This is a genomic window from Serratia sp. CY29653, assembly GCF_052169255.1.
Classification (GTDB): Bacteria; Pseudomonadota; Gammaproteobacteria; order Enterobacterales; family Enterobacteriaceae; genus Serratia; species Serratia sarumanii.
Map to the genome: position 1 here is coordinate 418,754 of NZ_JBJNLC010000001.1, position 16,699 is coordinate 435,452.

General features: G+C 57.4%; 15 protein-coding genes and 1 tRNA gene. 9 read left to right on the forward strand and 7 right to left on the reverse strand.

Annotated elements, in window-relative coordinates:
* Window position 1 precedes the first annotated feature (1 nt).
* A complete protein-coding gene (locus tag ACJ8HN_RS01960; RefSeq protein WP_442523538.1) occupies window positions 2-631 on the forward strand; it encodes an alanyl-tRNA editing protein in 630 nt (209 codons plus the stop codon).
* 19 nt (window positions 632-650) lie between these two features.
* Here the strand turns inward: ACJ8HN_RS01960 and ACJ8HN_RS01965 are convergent, their stop codons facing one another.
* On the reverse strand, window positions 651-893 hold the full coding sequence (locus tag ACJ8HN_RS01965; RefSeq protein ID WP_033635174.1) for a hypothetical protein: 243 nt from the start codon (window positions 891-893) through the stop codon (window positions 651-653).
* 304 nt (window positions 894-1,197) lie between these two features.
* On the opposite strand from ACJ8HN_RS01965, the gene ACJ8HN_RS01970 reads away from it, so the two are divergent.
* Both ACJ8HN_RS01970 and ACJ8HN_RS01975 read left to right on the forward strand, forming a co-directional pair.
* On the forward strand, window positions 1,198-2,106 hold the full coding sequence (locus ACJ8HN_RS01970) for a hypothetical protein (protein WP_060421735.1): 909 nt from the start codon (window positions 1,198-1,200) through the stop codon (window positions 2,104-2,106).
* Complete coding sequence (locus tag ACJ8HN_RS01975; RefSeq protein WP_193169393.1) at window positions 2,084-3,301, forward strand: O-antigen ligase family protein; 1,218 nt, start codon at window positions 2,084-2,086, stop codon at window positions 3,299-3,301. The genes ACJ8HN_RS01970 and ACJ8HN_RS01975 overlap by 23 nt, the downstream gene beginning before the upstream one ends.
* On the opposite strand, the gene ACJ8HN_RS01980 is transcribed toward ACJ8HN_RS01975, so the two are convergent.
* Complete coding sequence (locus ACJ8HN_RS01980; protein WP_033647916.1) at window positions 3,231-4,340, reverse strand: glycosyltransferase family 9 protein; 1,110 nt, start codon at window positions 4,338-4,340, stop codon at window positions 3,231-3,233. The two genes, ACJ8HN_RS01975 and ACJ8HN_RS01980, sit on opposite strands and share 71 nt — an antisense overlap.
* A 143-nt stretch (window positions 4,341-4,483) precedes the next feature.
* Window positions 4,484-5,119, reverse strand: coding sequence for a flavodoxin family protein (locus ACJ8HN_RS01985; protein WP_101427115.1), 636 nt, complete (start codon window positions 5,117-5,119; stop codon window positions 4,484-4,486).
* 115 nt (window positions 5,120-5,234) lie between these two features.
* On the opposite strand from ACJ8HN_RS01985, the gene ACJ8HN_RS01990 reads away from it, so the two are divergent.
* The 3 genes from ACJ8HN_RS01990 (at window position 5,235) to ACJ8HN_RS02000 (ending at window position 7,212) form a co-directional block, all read left to right on the forward strand.
* Window positions 5,235-6,131, forward strand: coding sequence for a LysR substrate-binding domain-containing protein (locus ACJ8HN_RS01990; RefSeq protein WP_193169392.1), 897 nt, complete (start codon window positions 5,235-5,237; stop codon window positions 6,129-6,131).
* A 69-nt stretch (window positions 6,132-6,200) separates the two neighbouring features.
* Window positions 6,201-6,788 carry a nitroreductase family protein gene (locus tag ACJ8HN_RS01995; protein ID WP_033635168.1) on the forward strand — a complete coding sequence of 196 codons (588 nt, stop codon included), beginning with the start codon at window positions 6,201-6,203 and terminating at the stop codon, window positions 6,786-6,788.
* A 130-nt stretch (window positions 6,789-6,918) separates the two neighbouring features.
* Complete coding sequence (locus ACJ8HN_RS02000) at window positions 6,919-7,212, forward strand: DUF2623 family protein (RefSeq protein WP_038878018.1); 294 nt, start codon at window positions 6,919-6,921, stop codon at window positions 7,210-7,212.
* A gap of 13 nt (window positions 7,213-7,225) precedes the next feature.
* On the opposite strand, the gene ACJ8HN_RS02005 is transcribed toward ACJ8HN_RS02000, so the two are convergent.
* Complete coding sequence (locus ACJ8HN_RS02005) at window positions 7,226-7,795, reverse strand: helix-turn-helix domain-containing protein (RefSeq protein WP_342180531.1); 570 nt, start codon at window positions 7,793-7,795, stop codon at window positions 7,226-7,228.
* A 38-nt stretch (window positions 7,796-7,833) separates the two neighbouring features.
* Between ACJ8HN_RS02005 and ACJ8HN_RS02010 the strand changes: the two genes are divergently transcribed.
* Window positions 7,834-8,352 (forward strand): GNAT family N-acetyltransferase, encoded by a 519-nt coding sequence (locus ACJ8HN_RS02010; protein WP_033654908.1) that lies wholly within the window; start codon window positions 7,834-7,836, stop codon window positions 8,350-8,352.
* 16 nt (window positions 8,353-8,368) lie between these two features.
* Complete coding sequence (locus tag ACJ8HN_RS02015; protein WP_043143187.1) at window positions 8,369-8,809, forward strand: DMT family transporter; 441 nt, start codon at window positions 8,369-8,371, stop codon at window positions 8,807-8,809.
* A gap of 305 nt (window positions 8,810-9,114) precedes the next feature.
* On the opposite strand, the gene ACJ8HN_RS02020 is transcribed toward ACJ8HN_RS02015, so the two are convergent.
* Window positions 9,115-13,149, reverse strand: a complete 4,035-nt coding sequence (locus tag ACJ8HN_RS02020; RefSeq protein WP_442522981.1) for a hypothetical protein — start codon at window positions 13,147-13,149, stop codon at window positions 9,115-9,117.
* Between the two features lie 606 nt (window positions 13,150-13,755).
* Window positions 13,756-13,831: transfer RNA gene (locus ACJ8HN_RS02025), tRNA-Asn, on the reverse strand.
* A 338-nt stretch (window positions 13,832-14,169) separates the two neighbouring features.
* On the opposite strand from ACJ8HN_RS02025, the gene nac reads away from it, so the two are divergent.
* Window positions 14,170-15,093, forward strand: coding sequence for a nitrogen assimilation transcriptional regulator NAC (gene nac / locus ACJ8HN_RS02030; protein ID WP_041035809.1), 924 nt, complete (start codon window positions 14,170-14,172; stop codon window positions 15,091-15,093).
* Window positions 15,094-15,131: 38 nt separating this feature from the next.
* Here the strand turns inward: nac and ACJ8HN_RS02035 are convergent, their stop codons facing one another.
* On the reverse strand, window positions 15,132-16,595 hold the full coding sequence (locus tag ACJ8HN_RS02035; protein ID WP_060436469.1) for an AMP nucleosidase: 1,464 nt from the start codon (window positions 16,593-16,595) through the stop codon (window positions 15,132-15,134).
* Window positions 16,596-16,699 lie beyond the last annotated feature (104 nt).

Here is a 16,699-nt window from a genome sequence, read left to right on the forward strand (position 1 = left end):
GATGACCGAACGACGTTATTACTACAGCGACGATGTACAGGGCCAGGCGCAGGTGTTGAGCTGCGCGCCGGCCGAGGCGGGCGCCTACGCCGTAGAGCTGGACGCCACGCTGTTCCACCCACAGGGCGGCGGCCAGCCGTCCGACGTGGGGACGTTAGGCGGCGTCGCCGTGCTGCGGGTGCAGCAGCAGGGGGATACCGTGCTGCACTTTACCGCCGCGCCGCTGCCGCTCGGGCCGGTCACGCTGCAAGTCGATGAGGCGCAGCGCCGCCTGCACGCCCGCTGGCACTCCGGCGGGCATCTGATCGGCTGGCTGGGCGAAAGCCGGGGGTGGCGGCCGGTCAAGGCGCATCATTGGCCGGGAGAGGGGCGCATCACGTTCGCGCCAGGGCCGGATGCGCAGACGATAGAAGCGGACTTTTTGCAGGCGGAGCTGGCGCGCTTGATCGCCGCCGATCTGCCGCGCCGCCAACAGGCGGTGGACGGGATGCGCCAGGTCGGTTTCGGCGAACTGCCCGCCTACGGCTGCGGCGGCACCCATGTCGCCGCGCTGGGCGAGGTGGGCGCGATTGCTATCACCGGCGTAAAGATGAAGAAGGGGCAGCTGATCGTGCAGTATGCGCTGAGTTGAATTGAATAAGGGGGGCGGCTCAGCGCCCGGCCTGCCGCAGCTGGGTGCAGAACGCGCATTGGCATCCCGCCACCGGCACAGCCGCGCAGCTGCCGATGTTCACCGGCTGGGCGTCCATGGCGTGAAAGCCGTAAAACAGATTTTCGATGTTTTGTTCCGCCGCGCGCGCCTGTTCCGGGCGCGGTTCGGGCACTTTCGACTGAAACGCCGCGGCCTTGCCGGCCAGCAGGCAGAGAAACAGCAGCGACAGCTGGATTTTCATCGTCGTCTTCCTTTGGCTGAAGTTGTGATACGTTATAACAAAACCCCATCAATGCCAAGCGGCGGCGCTGCCGCCATTCACGGTATTTTTACGCACGGCAACAGTTCCTCATTCAAATAACACTTCGACACATTTCTTGCCGATACGCTGACTAATAATTCAAATTACAAAAATTGCCTCACTAAACGAATATTTAGATACTCGCTGTGCGGCCTGGCCAGTGCTGACACGTTTTTAAATTCTGAGCATACAGAAAGATGCCTCTGTAGGTATCGTCACGCACTCTGGACAGGACATCGCCACCATGGGCTCTTTTTTTAAGCAGATCTACCGCTATTCCCACGCGCGCCCTTATCGGCATAACGAAAACCTCTGGCCCTACGTGAAGATTGCGCGCGGCGAGGGCGGTGAAATCGCCGCCTTATGGTACAAGCACCGGCCGGTGCCGATCGTCCCGCTGAGCGAACTGCGCAACAGTTGCCGGGGGCCGGCGTTGTTGACGGCTACCGGCCCGTCGGTGAAGGCGCTGCGCTTCGAAAATATTCCCGCCATGCCCGCGATCGGGGTCAACGGCGCCTATTGCCTGCATCGGCAGGTGGATTTTCACTTCTACGTCATCGTGGACATGGGGTTTATCGATAACCGCCCGGAGATCGTGCGCGATGTCATTCAACGGCCGGCGCTGACGCTGTTCACCACCGTGCACGGCGTGGCGCGCATTCTCGATCGTTTTGGACAGGCGGCGATCGGCTGCCGATTGGCGATTGTCGAAGACGCGGCCTGCAAGATTTACCGTCCCCGGATCGACAGCGGCGCGCTGTGGGATCACTACTGCAGGGAAAACGGCGTGGAGTTTTGCATCGCGAACCGCACGCTCGGCTTCAGCCAGGATATCCGCTGTGGTATTTTCGATGCCGGCACCGTGGCCTATTGGGCGCTGCAAATCATCGCCTATCTCGGCTTCAGGCAGCTGTTTATCGCCGGGTTGGACATGAACAACTTCCACCAGCCGCGCTTTTACGAAACGGAGCAGGATCGGTTACCGACGTTCCTGTCGGACAAAGTGGAGTCGCTGGTGATCCCCGCTTTTCGGCATGCCGGCGCGGTCATGCAAAAACAGCAGATCGCGATAAAAAACCTTTCCCCGCACAGCGCTATCGGCAGCGATATCTTCGAGAAGGTGGACGGCAATGTTTACTTTCAGCAAGCCTGAGCGGTGTTATCGCCTCGGCAGCGCGCTGTTTTTAGCCTTCGCATTTTTAAGCGCGATCTTTTGCGGGCAGACCCGCGTCAACAACCTGTTTCATCTGGCAGCGCTGCTGTGGCTGGCTGCCGTGTTCACCTGGCCGCCGCTGCGGCGGCAGCTGTGGATCAATCGCCAGGCGCGTTGGGGCGGCGGGCTGGCGCTGATGTTTTTGCTTTATTATTCCCTCAGCGCGCTGTGGGGCGAGACGCCGGGTGACATGCAGTCGGCCCTGACCCACAGCGCCTATATCCTGCTCTATCTCGCCTGGCTGGTGACGCTGCTAGACGGTGAGCGGCGTCATCAACTGCAGTGGGCGATGCTGGCCGGCATAACGGCGCTGTGCCTGTATCTGACGCTGGTCGACGCCCCGTCGATTTATCATCTGCGGGAAACCACCGCCCGCAATCCGGGGCCGAGCAACGTGATCGATCTGGCCGGTTACGCCGCCATCGCCATTTTGTTGAGCCTGATGATCTTCCGCGATACCGGGCAAAAAGCGGCGCTGTGCTTTATCCCGCCGCTGCTGGCGTTCATGGTGCTGACGCAAAGCCGCGGCCCGCTGATCGCGCTGGCGTTCGCGGTGGTGGTGGCGATGCCTTATCGACACCGGCCGGGACGATGGCTGTGGTTTCTGTTGCCCGGCGCGCTGGCTGTGGTTCTCGCCGTCGTTTACAGCGCGATCGGCGAAATGTTGCTTACGCGTTTTGGCGAGCTGTATCAACAGAGCTTTGTTCGCATCAGCATCTGGCGCCACAGCTTGGCGCTGATCGAACAGGCGCCGTTCTTCGGCTACGGCTTTGATAAGCAGCTCAACTTTCTCAATTACACCGGCGAGCTGAACCACACCACGCACAGCCTGTACCTTGGCGCGTTGCTGAAGGGCGGCTGCGTGGGTTTCCTGTTGTTGCTGGCGCTGCTGGGATACGGCGCGCGGCTCGCCATCGCGCACTGGCGCGCAGGGCGGCGTTGGGAGGCGGGCCTGTTTCTGTTTATGCTGGTATTTTACAGTTCGCAGGGCATGTTTGTGATCGCCAATCCGGCGGAGTTTTGGTACCTGTTTTGGCTGCCGCTGGCGTTGCTGCTGTCGCAGCCTAAACGGATCGGGACTGTGCGGACGGCAGCGCCGCCAGCGTCTTCTCCAGCACCTGTTCCGCCGCGATGATGCTGAGCGGTTGGCGTCGCTCAGCGGCACTCAGCGCGGCGCTGTCAACCGGCACGTGCATCACCTGATGCCGTTCGCTGTCCTGATAGGGGCCGGTATGCCGCGGGTTAGCGGTGACGAACAGGCTGACGGTGGCGGTTTTCAACGCCACGGCGAGGTGGAGCGGGCCGGTATCGCCGGTCACCAGTACCTGCAGATTGGCGATCGTCGCCAGCAGTTGCGGTAGCGTGGTCGCGCCGATATGGCTTACTACCCGCTGTTGCTGCGCCTCGCTCAAACCCGCCATAAACTCCCGCTCGAGGCTGTGCTCCGCCTTGCTGCCAATCAACTCGATCTGACAGTCGGGAGAGTGCGCCAGCAGCCGTTGCGCCAACTGAACAAAGTGGTCGACCGGCCAGCGGCGCAGCGTTTCGGAAGCGCCCATCTGAAAGCCGATCAGGATCTTGCCCGCCGGTTTGGCGCGCGCAGGGAAAGCGACGGGAATGAACATCGCCGGGTTATCGGTGCGGCAGCCCAATTGCCCCATCATATCCAGCTTGCGCTGAATCAAATGGCCGCCGGTGCTGCGGCTGACGCCGGTCAGCCAGCGCTCCATGCCGCTCGGTTTGTTGCCATAAATGTCTTTGAACAGGTATTGGCAGCCGGCGGCGATGGCGACCAGTACATCGTAAGGCGCCTTCGAGTGCAGGATGACCGCCAGCTGAGGCCGGTTTTTTCGCAGGCGCCGGATAACGCCCAACATGTCTTTGGCCTTGTGGTCCCAGTAAATCACGTCATGAAAGCAGGGGCTGCCTTCGACCAGCTGCCGGTTTTTATGGCTGGAGACCAGCGTGATTTGCGCGTCGGGATAGCGTTCGCACAGTGCGCGAATGGCGGGCGTGTTGAACATCAGATCGCCGAGGGCGCTGGTGGAGAAAATCACGATGCGCTCAAAGGATTGCTGCGGATCGAAGCTTGCTACGGGCCGGAAATTGCCCGCGATGCGGGTATAGAGACGCAGCCCGGCGTTGGCCGCCGTTATTTTCCACTGTTTAGACATTGCAGTTCGCTTCCGCTTGAGATCGGCGGCCACCGTCTGGCGCCGCGTCGTATCATACAAGCGCGGCAACGGCGGGCCAATGGCCCGCAACAGATTGCGACAGATGCTAACGTTATGCTTGCAATTGCCTCCGGGCGCCGCGCTTACTCCTCCCACACCTGCGTGCTGCGCGGGCTGTCCATCTGATAATCCGAATAGGGGCGAGTGAAAAACTCGCGCCCCAACTCGCGGGCGGCCTGCAGCGGGTTGCGCGGATCGCGGGCGATCTCGCCGCGCTGATTGCCGGCGCCGTGCACCACGCCGACGAACGAGGAATGGGTGTAGCGGCTGAATTCCTGGAGCTGATGCACGATGCCCAGCGCCGCGCCGGGGTAGGTCTCTTCCGACGCCACCGCCAGCCCGATGCGTTTGCCGCTCATGCGTTGGTGCACCTGTTCCGCCTGAGGGTAGGCATTGGAATAGAAGCTGAACGAGCGATCGAAAAAGGCCTTGGTTTGCGCCGACATGCCGTACCAGTAAATCGGCGTGCAGAATACCGCGCCGTCGGCCGGCAGGAAGTGCTCCAGAAACAGCTCGGCGTAGCGATCGGCCGGTGGCGGCGTGTGGCGTTCATCGCTCAGAAAACCGCTCAGGTAATCATCGAGAAAATGCAGGCTGGCGGACGTGCCGGCTTCGGCGGCGCCCGCCATGATCGCCTGCGCCAGCGTGGCGCTGTTGCCGTCGCGGCGCGGGCTGCCGACCAGCACCACCAGACGTTTGGATTGATGAGTTGTATTCATGTCATATTCCTCGGTATGAAGTGAATTCAGTCCTACTCTAGAAACAAGTATTGGCAGGCGACAAATGACGGCTTTTCTGCCAGGATGAGCTCAACTCATCTCTAGAGGTTTCGCCATGTTCGCAACGCTGCCCGTCAACGCATTACGCACCTTTGAATCTGCCGCTCGCCTGCGCAGCTTCAAGCTGGCGGCGGCCGAGCTGGCGGTGACGCCGACGGCGATTTCGCACCAGATCAAAGCGCTGGAACAGCAGTTGGGGTTTGCGCTGTTCGAGCGGGTGCCGCGCGGCGTGCGGCTGACGCCGAAAGGCGAAACGCTGTTTGCCGGGGTGCACGGCGCGCTGCTGGACGTTGCCGCCACGCTCGAGGGCCTGCGGCCGCAGCCCAGCACCGGATCGCTGTGCGTCTCGGTCACGCACTCTTTCGCGGCGCTGTGGCTGGTGCCGCGCCTGGGGCGTTTCTACCAGACCTACCCGCACTATCTGGTGCGCCTGGAGGCCTGCGCCGAGGTGATCGATCTGCAGCAGGACGCCAGCGTGGACGTGGCGGTGCGCTACAGCCGCGCGCAGTATCCCGCGCTGCATCAGACGGCGCGGCTGGAGGAAAGCTTTGGCGTCTACGCGGCGCCGGGGCTGGCCGCCGCCGAGCCGGAAAACCCGGTGCTGATCACCGTCAAATGGGGGGATTCGGCGCTGTACGACAGCGGCTGGCGCGACTGGTGCCTGGCCGCCGGCGTGGACTGGTGGCAGCGCCATGCGGCGATGCGCAGCTATCACGAGGAGCATTACGCCCTGCAGGCGGCGGTGGCCGGGCAGGGGATGGTGCTCGCCAGCTCGGTGATGGTGTCCGATATGGTGGACAACGGTCTGCTGGTGGCGTACCGGCCGGAGGTGCGCGTACCGGGCGCCGCGTACAGCGTGCTGTGCGCGCCGGGGCGCGAGCGGCATCCGCCGGTCAGGGCGTTTCTCGCCTGGCTGCAGCAGGAACTGCCGCAGGGCAATGGCACGAAATAAAAGTTTTATCGTCCTAAGCTGTGGGAATATCAGCGAACTTTTGTTTTTACTTCACTGCGAGAACCTATCATGAGCCAGCCAAGAACTTCCGATTATCCGATTGATGCGCAATTTATCGAACGCTGGTCGCCGCGCGCGATGGCCAACGACGCCATCGACGATCAAACGCTGCTGAGCTTTTTTGAAGCGGCGCGCTGGTCGCCTTCGGCCTACAACATTCAGCCATGGCGCTTTGCCTACAGCAAGCACGGTTCCGACAGCTGGGAGAACTACTTGGAATTCCTGATCGACTTCAACCGCGGCTGGGCGCAGCATGCCTCGGCGCTGGTGGTGATCGTCTCCAAAACCACCAGCCTGAACGGCGAACGGCTGGTGGACAACCCGACCCACGCGTTCGATACCGGCGCCGCCTGGGCCAGCCTGGCGCATCAGGCGCACCTGAAAGGCTGGCTGACCCACTGCATGAGCGGCATTCACCACGACAAGATCAAAGCGGCGCTGCAGCTGCCGGACGACTATGCGGTGCACGCCATGGTGGCGATCGGCAAACCGGGCGACAAGGCCCGCCTGCCAGATTTCCTGCAGGAAAAAGAGGCGCCGTCGGGCCGCCTGCCGCTGGGCAAAACCGTCAGCGAAGGGCTGAATTTCACGCTGTGATTGCCCGCTTACCCTCAGGCCCGCTTGGCGGGCCTTTTTTATGCGGCGAGTAAAACTTAGGGAGTATGTTCTCGTTCGCTCATTCGCTGTATATTTTGTTATATAGCGATGGCGTAATGAGGAGGAAACCGTGGGTGACCATTTTGGCAAAGGGCTGTTGGCGGGGCTAAAGGCGGAGAACCTGAAGCCGGAGACGGAGCTGTCGCGCTTTTGCTCCGACTACAAGCGCGGCTTTGTGCTCGGCTATGCGCACCATTTAGCGCAGCGCTGCGGCGACGAGAATCGGGCGGCGTTCGAAGCCGGGCAACTGAGCCGCGCCTATGGCCTCGGCAGCGAGCCGATGAGCGAGTTTTTTTCCGGCGGCGACAGCCGGCTGGCGGAGAAGTTTTTCCGCGCCGGCTATAACCGGCCGACGCAGGGCTAGCGCGGGCGGGGCATCAGGCGGCGCTCAGCACCGCCACCATATACATGCACGGTTGATCGCTCTGGTTTTCAAAGCGGCAGTCCGCCGGTGGGCCGAGCTCCAGACAGTCTCCCTCGGCCATGTCATGGCGCGCGTCACCTTCCACAAAGACCAACTCGCCGGATAAGACCCAGATCAGCTGGCGCTTAAAGGCATACACCGAAGCCGGCATCGGGATCGTCGCGCCGGCCGGCAGTTCGATACGCACCAGATCGAGCGGCAGATCGGTGCGCGGCGACACGTGGCGCCGCACGTAGCCGCTCTCCGGATCGACCCAGACCGGCTGATCTTCCCGGCGCAGCAGCCGGCCTTCCTGCGTTTCCGCCCGGGCGATCAGCTTGGACATGCTGAGGCCGAACGCCCCCGCCAGCCTGGCCAGCAGCATCGCCGTCGGGCTGCTCTCGCCGCGCTCGATCTTATGAACCATCGCCCGTGAGACGCCTGCCTGCTCGGCCAGATCGGACAGCGACCAGTGGCGCGCCTCGCGTTCAAGGCGAATGCGTGCGCCGATCAGCTGATTTAGATTGTCTAATTTAATATTCATATCGTAGTATTATAGTGGACAATTGGCCGGGGTAAACCATGATTATACGAAATGCGACGCTCAACGATAGCGCGGCGATTGCCGCCATCTATAACGACGCGGTGTTGAACAGCACCGCCATCTGGAATGAACAAACCGTGGATGCGGCCAACCGCGCGGCGTGGATCGGCGAACGGCAGGCGGCGGGCTACCCGGTGCTGGTGGCGGTGAACGGCGCGGACGAGGCGATCGGCTACGCGTCGTTCGGCGACTGGCGCGCCTGGGACGGCTATCGCCATACCGTAGAACACTCGGTGTATGTCCATCAGGCGCATCGCGGTGAAGGGATTGGCAAAGCGCTGTTGATAGCCCTGATCGCACGGGCGCGGGAGATCGGCAAGCACGTGATGGTGGCCGGTATCGAATCCGGCAATCAGGCCTCGATTAAGCTGCATCTGGCGCTCGGGTTCCGCGAGGTGGGGCGCATGGAGCAGGTGGGCGCCAAATTTGGCCAATGGCTGGATCTGACTTTCCTGCAACTGACGCTCGACGAGCGAACGGCGCCGCCGGCGCGCTGATCCTGGAGACAGGGCGATGAATATGCTATTGCTGCTGATCGCGGCGGGAATGGGGCTGGTGGTGCAGAATCTGCTGATGGTGCGCATTACCGAAAGCGTCTCGACCATCCTTATCACGCTGGTGATCAACTCCAGCGTCGGTTTGCTGCTGCTGGTGGGGTTGCTACTGGCCAAAAACGGCCTCGGCGCGGTGGCGGAAGTGACCGGCGCCGCCAGGTGGTGGATGCTGCTGCCGGGGCTGTTGGGATCGCTGTTCGTGTTTGCCGGCATCCTGGGCTACCAAAAACTGGGCGCGGCGGCCACCATCTCGATCCTGGTCGCCAGCCAGCTGTGCATGGGGCTGCTGGTGGACGTCTACCGCGCCGGCCCGGCGGCGCTGCGAGAGAATCTGCCGGCGCTGTTCGGCGCCCTGCTGCTGGTGGCGGGCGCCTATCTGGTGGCGAAACGCAGCTTTTGACGGCGGCAGAAAGCAAAAAGCCCGCTCGGGTTTCCCTGAGCGGGCTTCTCTAAATATGGCTCCTCTGACTGGGATCGCCTTTGTCTGTAACTGGCTAATAAGCAAGCTAAATCAGAATTGCTTTCCTGTCAAGACCACCAGAATGACCACAAATTTTTGTTAATCTCTCGGTGGTAAATGCCTGCTATCACACCTGAGGTGATATCGGATATTTATGTTCGATGTAACAATACTGTTGAGTTCTTTTATAGTGTATTACTTAAAACACCCTCAAGAAATTCAAAGTAGGGGCTATGTTACTAATTCTAATGTTTATTCTGTCGTGAAACATCTAAAACCAAAACATCGATTAAACCACGGAGATCAACCGGTAACACTGCTTCAATACTGATTTTAAGTTCCTGAGCGGTTTTGATGCCGTGGAGCTTGCGGCCTGCAACGGTCTCACTCTCTCCAAACCATATAACAAGAAAAATACCCTGCTGCTCGGCATCTGGGTGGATAGAATAACGGTCATAGAGTTGGGATGACGCGGCCGAATATAACTCTCTGTGCCACTGGCCTTTAACTTCCGTAACCAGCAGCCGTCTTTTTCCACCAATCAACTTAGATGCCGTGAAGTCACTCCTGTTTTGACCTTTCAACTGATGCTCAGGTGTTATCGATATGCCCTGAGGTTCGAGTCTTAAATTGAGACGTTCAGCAATGATCTCCGTAGACTTTACCTCATCAAGGCGTTTATTTTTTTCATAGAAGCGATCTGCCGAGTTAAACTCCCCGCCATCAATCGCTTTCTGGAAATCATGAAGCTCCTGAAGAACTAACTGACGCAGGCTTTCAACAGTAACCACTGAATCACAATCCAGATGTTGGACTATTTCATCTGGCGTAGGTGGTTCAAAATCCCTGAGTGCTTTTTTCCTGAGCTGACCAGCATATATACTTTGCAGCCCTTTATTCTGGCTCGTGAAACGTGGATCGGCAAGAAGGCGGCCTAGTACAGGTATTGCATTGTCAGGAATATCTGATTCAATTGACCAAATTAAATCAGTCAAAAAGCGGTAGGCTTTTTCCTCTTCAGGACTATCGCTGTCCCAACTACTTGGCAGTTCAACACGCGGCCATTGTTCAAAGAAAGCGTCTAAAATGGCTTCAATTTTAACTGAGGTCAGTTCCGGCCAGGCACGATGCTCGCTTCGGCTCATGCGGTCAGAACGCTCATAAAAATGCAGTAAGTTATTTTTTGCAGATTTTAACCATGCCCAATAAGTAGCTGTAATGCTCTCGAGAAAGTAGAACTCCCGTATCAGCCAGAATATTCGCTTGCGTTCAAAATCCTCATCTTCTGTCGGATTGGGCCAACCTGACATCATATCTGAGCACCGCTCTGCAATAATCTCTTTTAAATCCTCACGATCGCCGTATTGAGCAGCAATTTCAAAAAGTGTATCTACTGAGTTAAGGGATAAATCAGTAAAACGATGAAGCCATTCAATAGAAAGTTTAGCGCGTGAATCACGAAAGACCTCTTCTCCACTTAACATCCAGATTTCAGGGTTAGGGCATGGTTGAGCGAGTTGGGGTTCAACGTATTGCTGGAGATATTTTTCAGCACTTTCACTATCAGGAAAAATGAGGCGGTCTATTTCAGTCTGTAGAGCGTCACTTTCTTCCGTCGAAACTGAGTCATATCCCATGTGAATGTTGGTTCTTAATGCTGTAAGCAATTCGGTATTGACGCATTCAAGATTGCCTTCTGCACGTAAAATCTCCAGACAGGCTGCATATAAAACTGTCTCAGAATACCTGTGCTTAGATTCACATTGTAGAGCCGCTAGTTCGGGTAGGGTGGGAACCACGGGAGTAATAAAATCCAGACAATTTCTTAACGCAGTCCGAACCAGTTTCTCGTCACCAAATTCTAATTCAATTCTTTCTGGATGCATGAGCACAAGTTCTGCAAAACGCACCAGACAACTCCAGTGACGACCACGTTCTACAACATCTCTGTTTTCATTAACAAATTTTATGTTTTCAGCGTGAATCTCTCGTTGTTTTTTTTCATGGCGTTTCCTGCTTCGGCTATGTCTGAATCTCCATAACTGGTGCTCCTGTTCGGATAATTTCATTGCATTGTTGTATCGGGCCCATTCGCGCATAAATGCGGGTTTGGAAAGGGCGTGCTGACGCATTTGTGTCCGCAAATCATCAGGGCCATATTCTTCCTTGTTTTTGTAACGTTGATGGTTGACAAGAAAACTTGCCCACAGGTCAACGTTATCTGTTTCAAACGCCAGATTGAGGATGAATTTATAGTCATTCCTCCATAAATGAAGGCCTGAATGTGAGTGCAGGTGTCCGTCGAATTTTTCTACTCTTATGTTGAATATTTCTTTACGATCCGTTAATGGCCCGAATATATAAGAAATGATCTCCTGACGAAGTGTGTCATTTTCCCGAAGCACCTGTACCGATTTGCTTTGATCGGGTTGGCATTGGCGATGAAAATTGAGATTACCTATCCATTGCCAGATCCTGACAGGGTCAAACGGTGCTTGAGTCAGTTCAAAATAGCGATCGACCATTGAACCGACGATCTTGCTTATCCCATTGCGACAATTACATTCATAGGATTTTTTCCCACAGTGGCAATGAAGGTTATGGGTTAGCTCATCCAGAAGAGATTCGAGAGTATGCTGTGAAAAACAGGAAATGAGCTTTTTAATAAAATAACGAGAGCCGACCACTCTTTCAAATTGTTCTTCGTGAGCAGGGTAGAGGTTCGCACAGACGCGTAAGAATCCAGAGAGATATGTGTGGTTAAATTTTTCTGGCCCTGTGACTTCGATGGCTTTAGCTGCAATATTGAGTGAAATATTACTGGCCTCAAAAATCAAAATGGCTAAAGCGCCAATGAAATCGTATTCTTTGACATTTAGTAAGCATTTGCTTGCTAAGGTACGAATGTGTTTAGACTCGTTAGGGTTTAAGGTAAGCAGACTTAATTCAGGCGTCAACTGACAGTTTACCGGTGAGTCTGTCAGAAGCTCTAAAATTAAATCACGTAAATGACCATCATTACCCATCGTTAAAAGAGGCTTTATTTCTTCAATAACGTCTTGCGTGAAAAAACCAGCCGCGCTGAACCGACGCCAGAAATCGCTCCGACGAAAGTAGGGGTCTGCGGCTTCAATCTCTTTGAGTCGATGAAGAAGTTGTCGTTTCGATGAGCGTTCAAGTTGTGATGGATCGCCGTTTGCGAGAACCGTATAGGCGTCAAGCTCAATAATGGATTCCTGTACTGACTTGTTGCCCAATGCTGCCATCCATCCGAGCAGACCTCTCAACTCATCCCTGGCAGTACCGTTCGGTGCAATAACAGACAAGCACTTTGTTAAAGTGAGAACATCCCCTGGGTCGGTTATTCGTTTAATAAGATAATCCGCTGCGCAGTATTCAGCGACGATCTTATGAACCGGGCGGTGCTGATCTTCCTTATCGCCGGGTTTGAAAAGCTGAGTTGACAATATGTCGTAACAGGCAGTACTGCCGCTAAATAATGCTGGCAGCATGGGATACATCCGGCTTGCCGTCGCGTCGATGGTGCTGACTCCCTCTGCGCCCGACAACAGAAGTTTGACATAAACCTCGGCAGAAAATGAAATCTTCTGTGCAACTGAAAGAGGTATAGAGGCTTTCGGCATATCTGGGTTGACTTCCTTAGCCAGTCGTTCGACCGCTAAAGCAAAGATTGAACGTTTGTCAGCAAATCGCCTGCCACTTTCTAAGTAGGCATCGGTGAACATTTTCAGAAACTGAGGGTTTGGTAACAACATTTCTAAACTAAACTGTGTTACTTCGGTCTGGAATGTAAAGAAGTCTTCTTCTGGCGCATGGTACTTAAAGATGGCGTGTTGTTCGTTTTGATCGAATTCTCTCAGCCTGACAATCATAGGGGAGAAACCAAGAAATTTCTCAAAAATACCGGTAGAGGCCAGCCCCCATTCGCTTGACCTGCTCGACATGATTACGCGAGTTGGCTTTGATGTTCTGGCTAGCGCAAGGAGTTTATGAATACCTGATTGATCGATCCTAGCGACCTCATCAACGGCATCAATTACCAGTGGGCTATTTTCTTTATCTGCTCCCACGTAAGCGAATACGCTGGCATTTAAGACAGAAGTGTTCAGTTTCTGAGCGATACTTTTCATCAGCTCTGTTTTCCCGCCACCGGGTTCTGCTAACACAACAATGTGCGTTGATGCAGCCAGCAACTCTGTCTCTGTGTACGTCCTGTCACCGTGAGTAAAATTACGTTCAAGATAGAAGATTGAATTCATAGTTACAAAATGCTTCGCTTTGAATAGCCCAAATATTCCAGCAGAAAGGAGCGCTGCGCCTGATTTTTCTTACTTCTACCAGAGATAGTAAGGCATTTTTTCTTTATTGGGGACTGTTTTATCAACTGCTGACCGCGTTATACAACTTATTGACATTCATCACATTCCGCAGCAACGATATGCTGTCTAACAGACATTAGATCTTTCCTGTTAGGATGGCCTTGTCTACGGAGTTTTTATTGTCTGTGATATGCTTCCTGAACCCTTCGCTTGCTATTATTGGCTAACTGCGGCATTAGTTAATCAGTTAACTAGGCTCCCTTTGTTGTACCCATCATCAGCGGCGGAATCTTTACTCACGCAATGGGTTTTGCCTCTTCGCTGGTGGATGAAAGATATAAAAACGGGAGTTATTTGCTGTGAGCAGCCCAGAGTCCTTGATATGGAAACCTCTAGCAGCTAGTGTCTCGGGCGTATACCTGATGCTACAGTGAATGAAGTGCTGTTCATATAGCGAGCCACTTTTAGCCAATATTCTTGATGTGATTGAAAACTCAGAAAAACAAAAAGCCCGCTTAAGTTTCCTTAAGCGGGCTTCTCTAAATATGGCTCCTCTGACTGGACTCGAACCAGTGACATACGGATTAACAGTCCGCCGTTCTACCGACTGAACTACAGAGGAATCGTGTGAACGGGGCGAATAATAGCGGGGCGGTTGCGGCTTGTAAAGCGTGAAAACGCCCGACGCGTTCGTTTGCTGCAAGATTGCCCAACCTGCTGCTTTTTCTCGCTTTTGTCGCTTATCCCGCGCGCAGCGCCGCCGGGTTGCCCGTTGTTTGGCGCATTTGCCTGCCGATGGTGCAACGGCTGCCCTGCGCGGTGGCGCGCGCCGCCCGGCGAACGGCCGTTGACCGCCGTATATCCCGCTTCCGTGGCCGTTTACCGACTCTGGCCTGGATCTTGCTGTGGTTGCCTGACCGGATTTCGGCATTCTCAATTTAGCGGCTCGCTGGAGGCACTATGAATTTCAGACGTCTGAAGTACTTCGTGAAAATCGTCGATATCGGCAGCCTGACCCAGGCGGCGGAGGTGTTGCACATCGCCCAGCCGGCGCTCAGCCAGCAGTTGGCGACGCTGGAGGGGGAGCTGAAGCAACAGCTGCTGATCCGCACCAAGCGCGGGGTGCAGCCGACCGAGGCCGGCAACATTCTGTATGCCCACGCGCAGACCATTCTGCGCCAGTGCGAGCAGGCGCAGAGTGCGGTCAACAGCGCCGGGCAGGCGATGAGCGGCCAGGTGTCTCTCGGGCTGGCGTCGGGCAGCACCGCGGCGCAGCTGGCGTTGCCGCTGCTGCAGAGCCTGCGCGATCAGCAGCCGGGCATCCTGCTCAGCCTGCATGAAAACGGCGGCGCGGCGCTGGCCGGGCAGGTGGCCAACCAGACGTTGGACATGGCGATGGTCTACGGCGCCAAAATGCCCGCCGGGCTGCACGCCATCGCACTGATGCGAGAAGATCTTTATCTGGTGGCGACGCGCGCGGTGCCGCATCCCGGCAACAGCGTCGAGCTGCTGGACGTGGCGCGGCTAAACCTGTTCCTGCCGCGCGAGGGCGATGCGGTGCGCAATCAGTTGGAAGAGGCGATGGCGCTGCGCAAGCTGGCTGTCAACGTGGTGGGGGAGATCGAATCCTCGGGCGCGCTGAGCGCCGCGATCGCCAGCGGGCTGGGGGCGACCGTGCTGCCGGAATCGGTGGCGCGCGCGATGATCGGCCCGGCCAAGGCCTGGATGGCGCGCATCAATGCGCCGACGATGTCGGTGCCGCTGTCGCTGTGCATGTCGGGCCAACAGGCGCTGTCCGCCCCGGCGCTGCTGGTCAAAGACCTGCTGCTGTCGATCGCCGGCGGCCGCAGCCAGGAGAAGCGCGCGCTGGCGTTGGTGCGTTGAGGAACAAAAGCGGCCCGCCGCAGCGGGCCTGAGAACCGTTACCGGAACGGCGGCTCGTTGAAGGTGCGCAGCTTGCGCGAGTGCAGGCGATCGCCCTCGGCGCGCAGCAGATCGATGGCGCAGATGCCGATCTGCAAGTGCTCGGAGATCGCTCCTTCGTAGAAGCGGTTGGCCTGGCCCGGCAGTTTTATTTCGCCGTGCAACGGTTTGTCGGAGACGCACAACAGCGTGCCGTACGGCACCCGGAAGCGGTAACCCTGGGCGGCGATGGTGGCGCTCTCCATGTCGACCGCCACCGCGCGGCTGAGGTTGAAGCGCCGCGCCGAAGCGGAATAGCGCAGCTCCCAGTTGCGATCGTCGGTGGTGACCACGGTGCCGGTGCGCAAACGCTGTTTGACCTCTTCGCCGGGCATGCCGCTGACCATCTTGGTGGCGTCGTACAGGGCGCGCTGCACCTCGGCGATGCTCGGGATCGGAATATCCGGCGGCAGCACCGCATCCAGCACGTGATCGTCGCGCAGATAGGCGTGGGCCAGCACATAATCGCCGATCTTCTGGCTTTCGCGCAGGCCGCCGCAGTGGCCGATCATCAGCCAGGCGCTCGGGCGCAGCACCGCCAGGTGATCGCAGATGGTTTTGGCGTTGGACGGGCCGACGCCGATGTTGATCAGCGTAATGCCCTGGCCGGTGCGCGAGATCAGGTGATAGGCCGGCATCTGGTGGTTTTTCCACGCCAGATCGGACACTGCCTGCTCCGGGGCGCGGGTTTCCGGCGTGATGTAGGTGCCGCCGGCGCTGGAGAGGGCGATGTAGGGGCTGGCCGGATCGGCGATCTGGGCGCAGGCCCAGCGCACGAACTCATCCACATAGCGGGTGTAGTTGGTGAACAGCACGAACGGCTGGAAGTGTTCCACCGGCGTGCCGGTGTAGTGCCGCAGCCGCGCCAGCGAGAAATCCGCGCGCAGCGCATCGAAATGCGACAGCGGGAAATGGCTGTCGGTGGCGTGGTACAGGCCGTCGGCGGTCTCGTCACCGATCTGCGCCAGCTCGGTGGTGGGGAAATGCTGCGCGATGCCGGCGCTCATCGAGCGATCGAGCGCCAGGCTGGAGCCGTCGATCACGTAAGGGAACGGGATCTCCTGCTGCGACGGCGCCACTTCGATATGGGCGGCATAATCGTGCTCCAGCATCGCCAGCTGTTCGGCCAGATAATGGCGGAACAGCTGCGGCCGGGTCACGGTGGTGCTGTAGCTGCCGGGATGGGTAAAGCGGCCGAAGGCGCGGGTTTTGTTCGGGCCGGATTGCTGCCCGTCCCAGCTGACGCGCAGCTCGGGATACACGAACAGCCCGGCGGCGCGCGCCTGCGCATCCGGCAGGGTGCCGTGGTTGATAAAGTCGCTGACCGCCTGACGCAGCGCGTCTACCGCGGCGTCATACAGGGCTTCCAGTTGATCGAGTGCCTGATCGGCGCTGAGGCCGCTGCGAGGTGGGGCATAGCTCATACTTTCTCCTTGGATGTCCCGGCTCTGTAGCGGGGTTGCGGCGTTTTACCGTCACAGGTTAGCCGAAGAAAGGCGTAAAAGCTTGGTCGAAATGACGGGCGCGG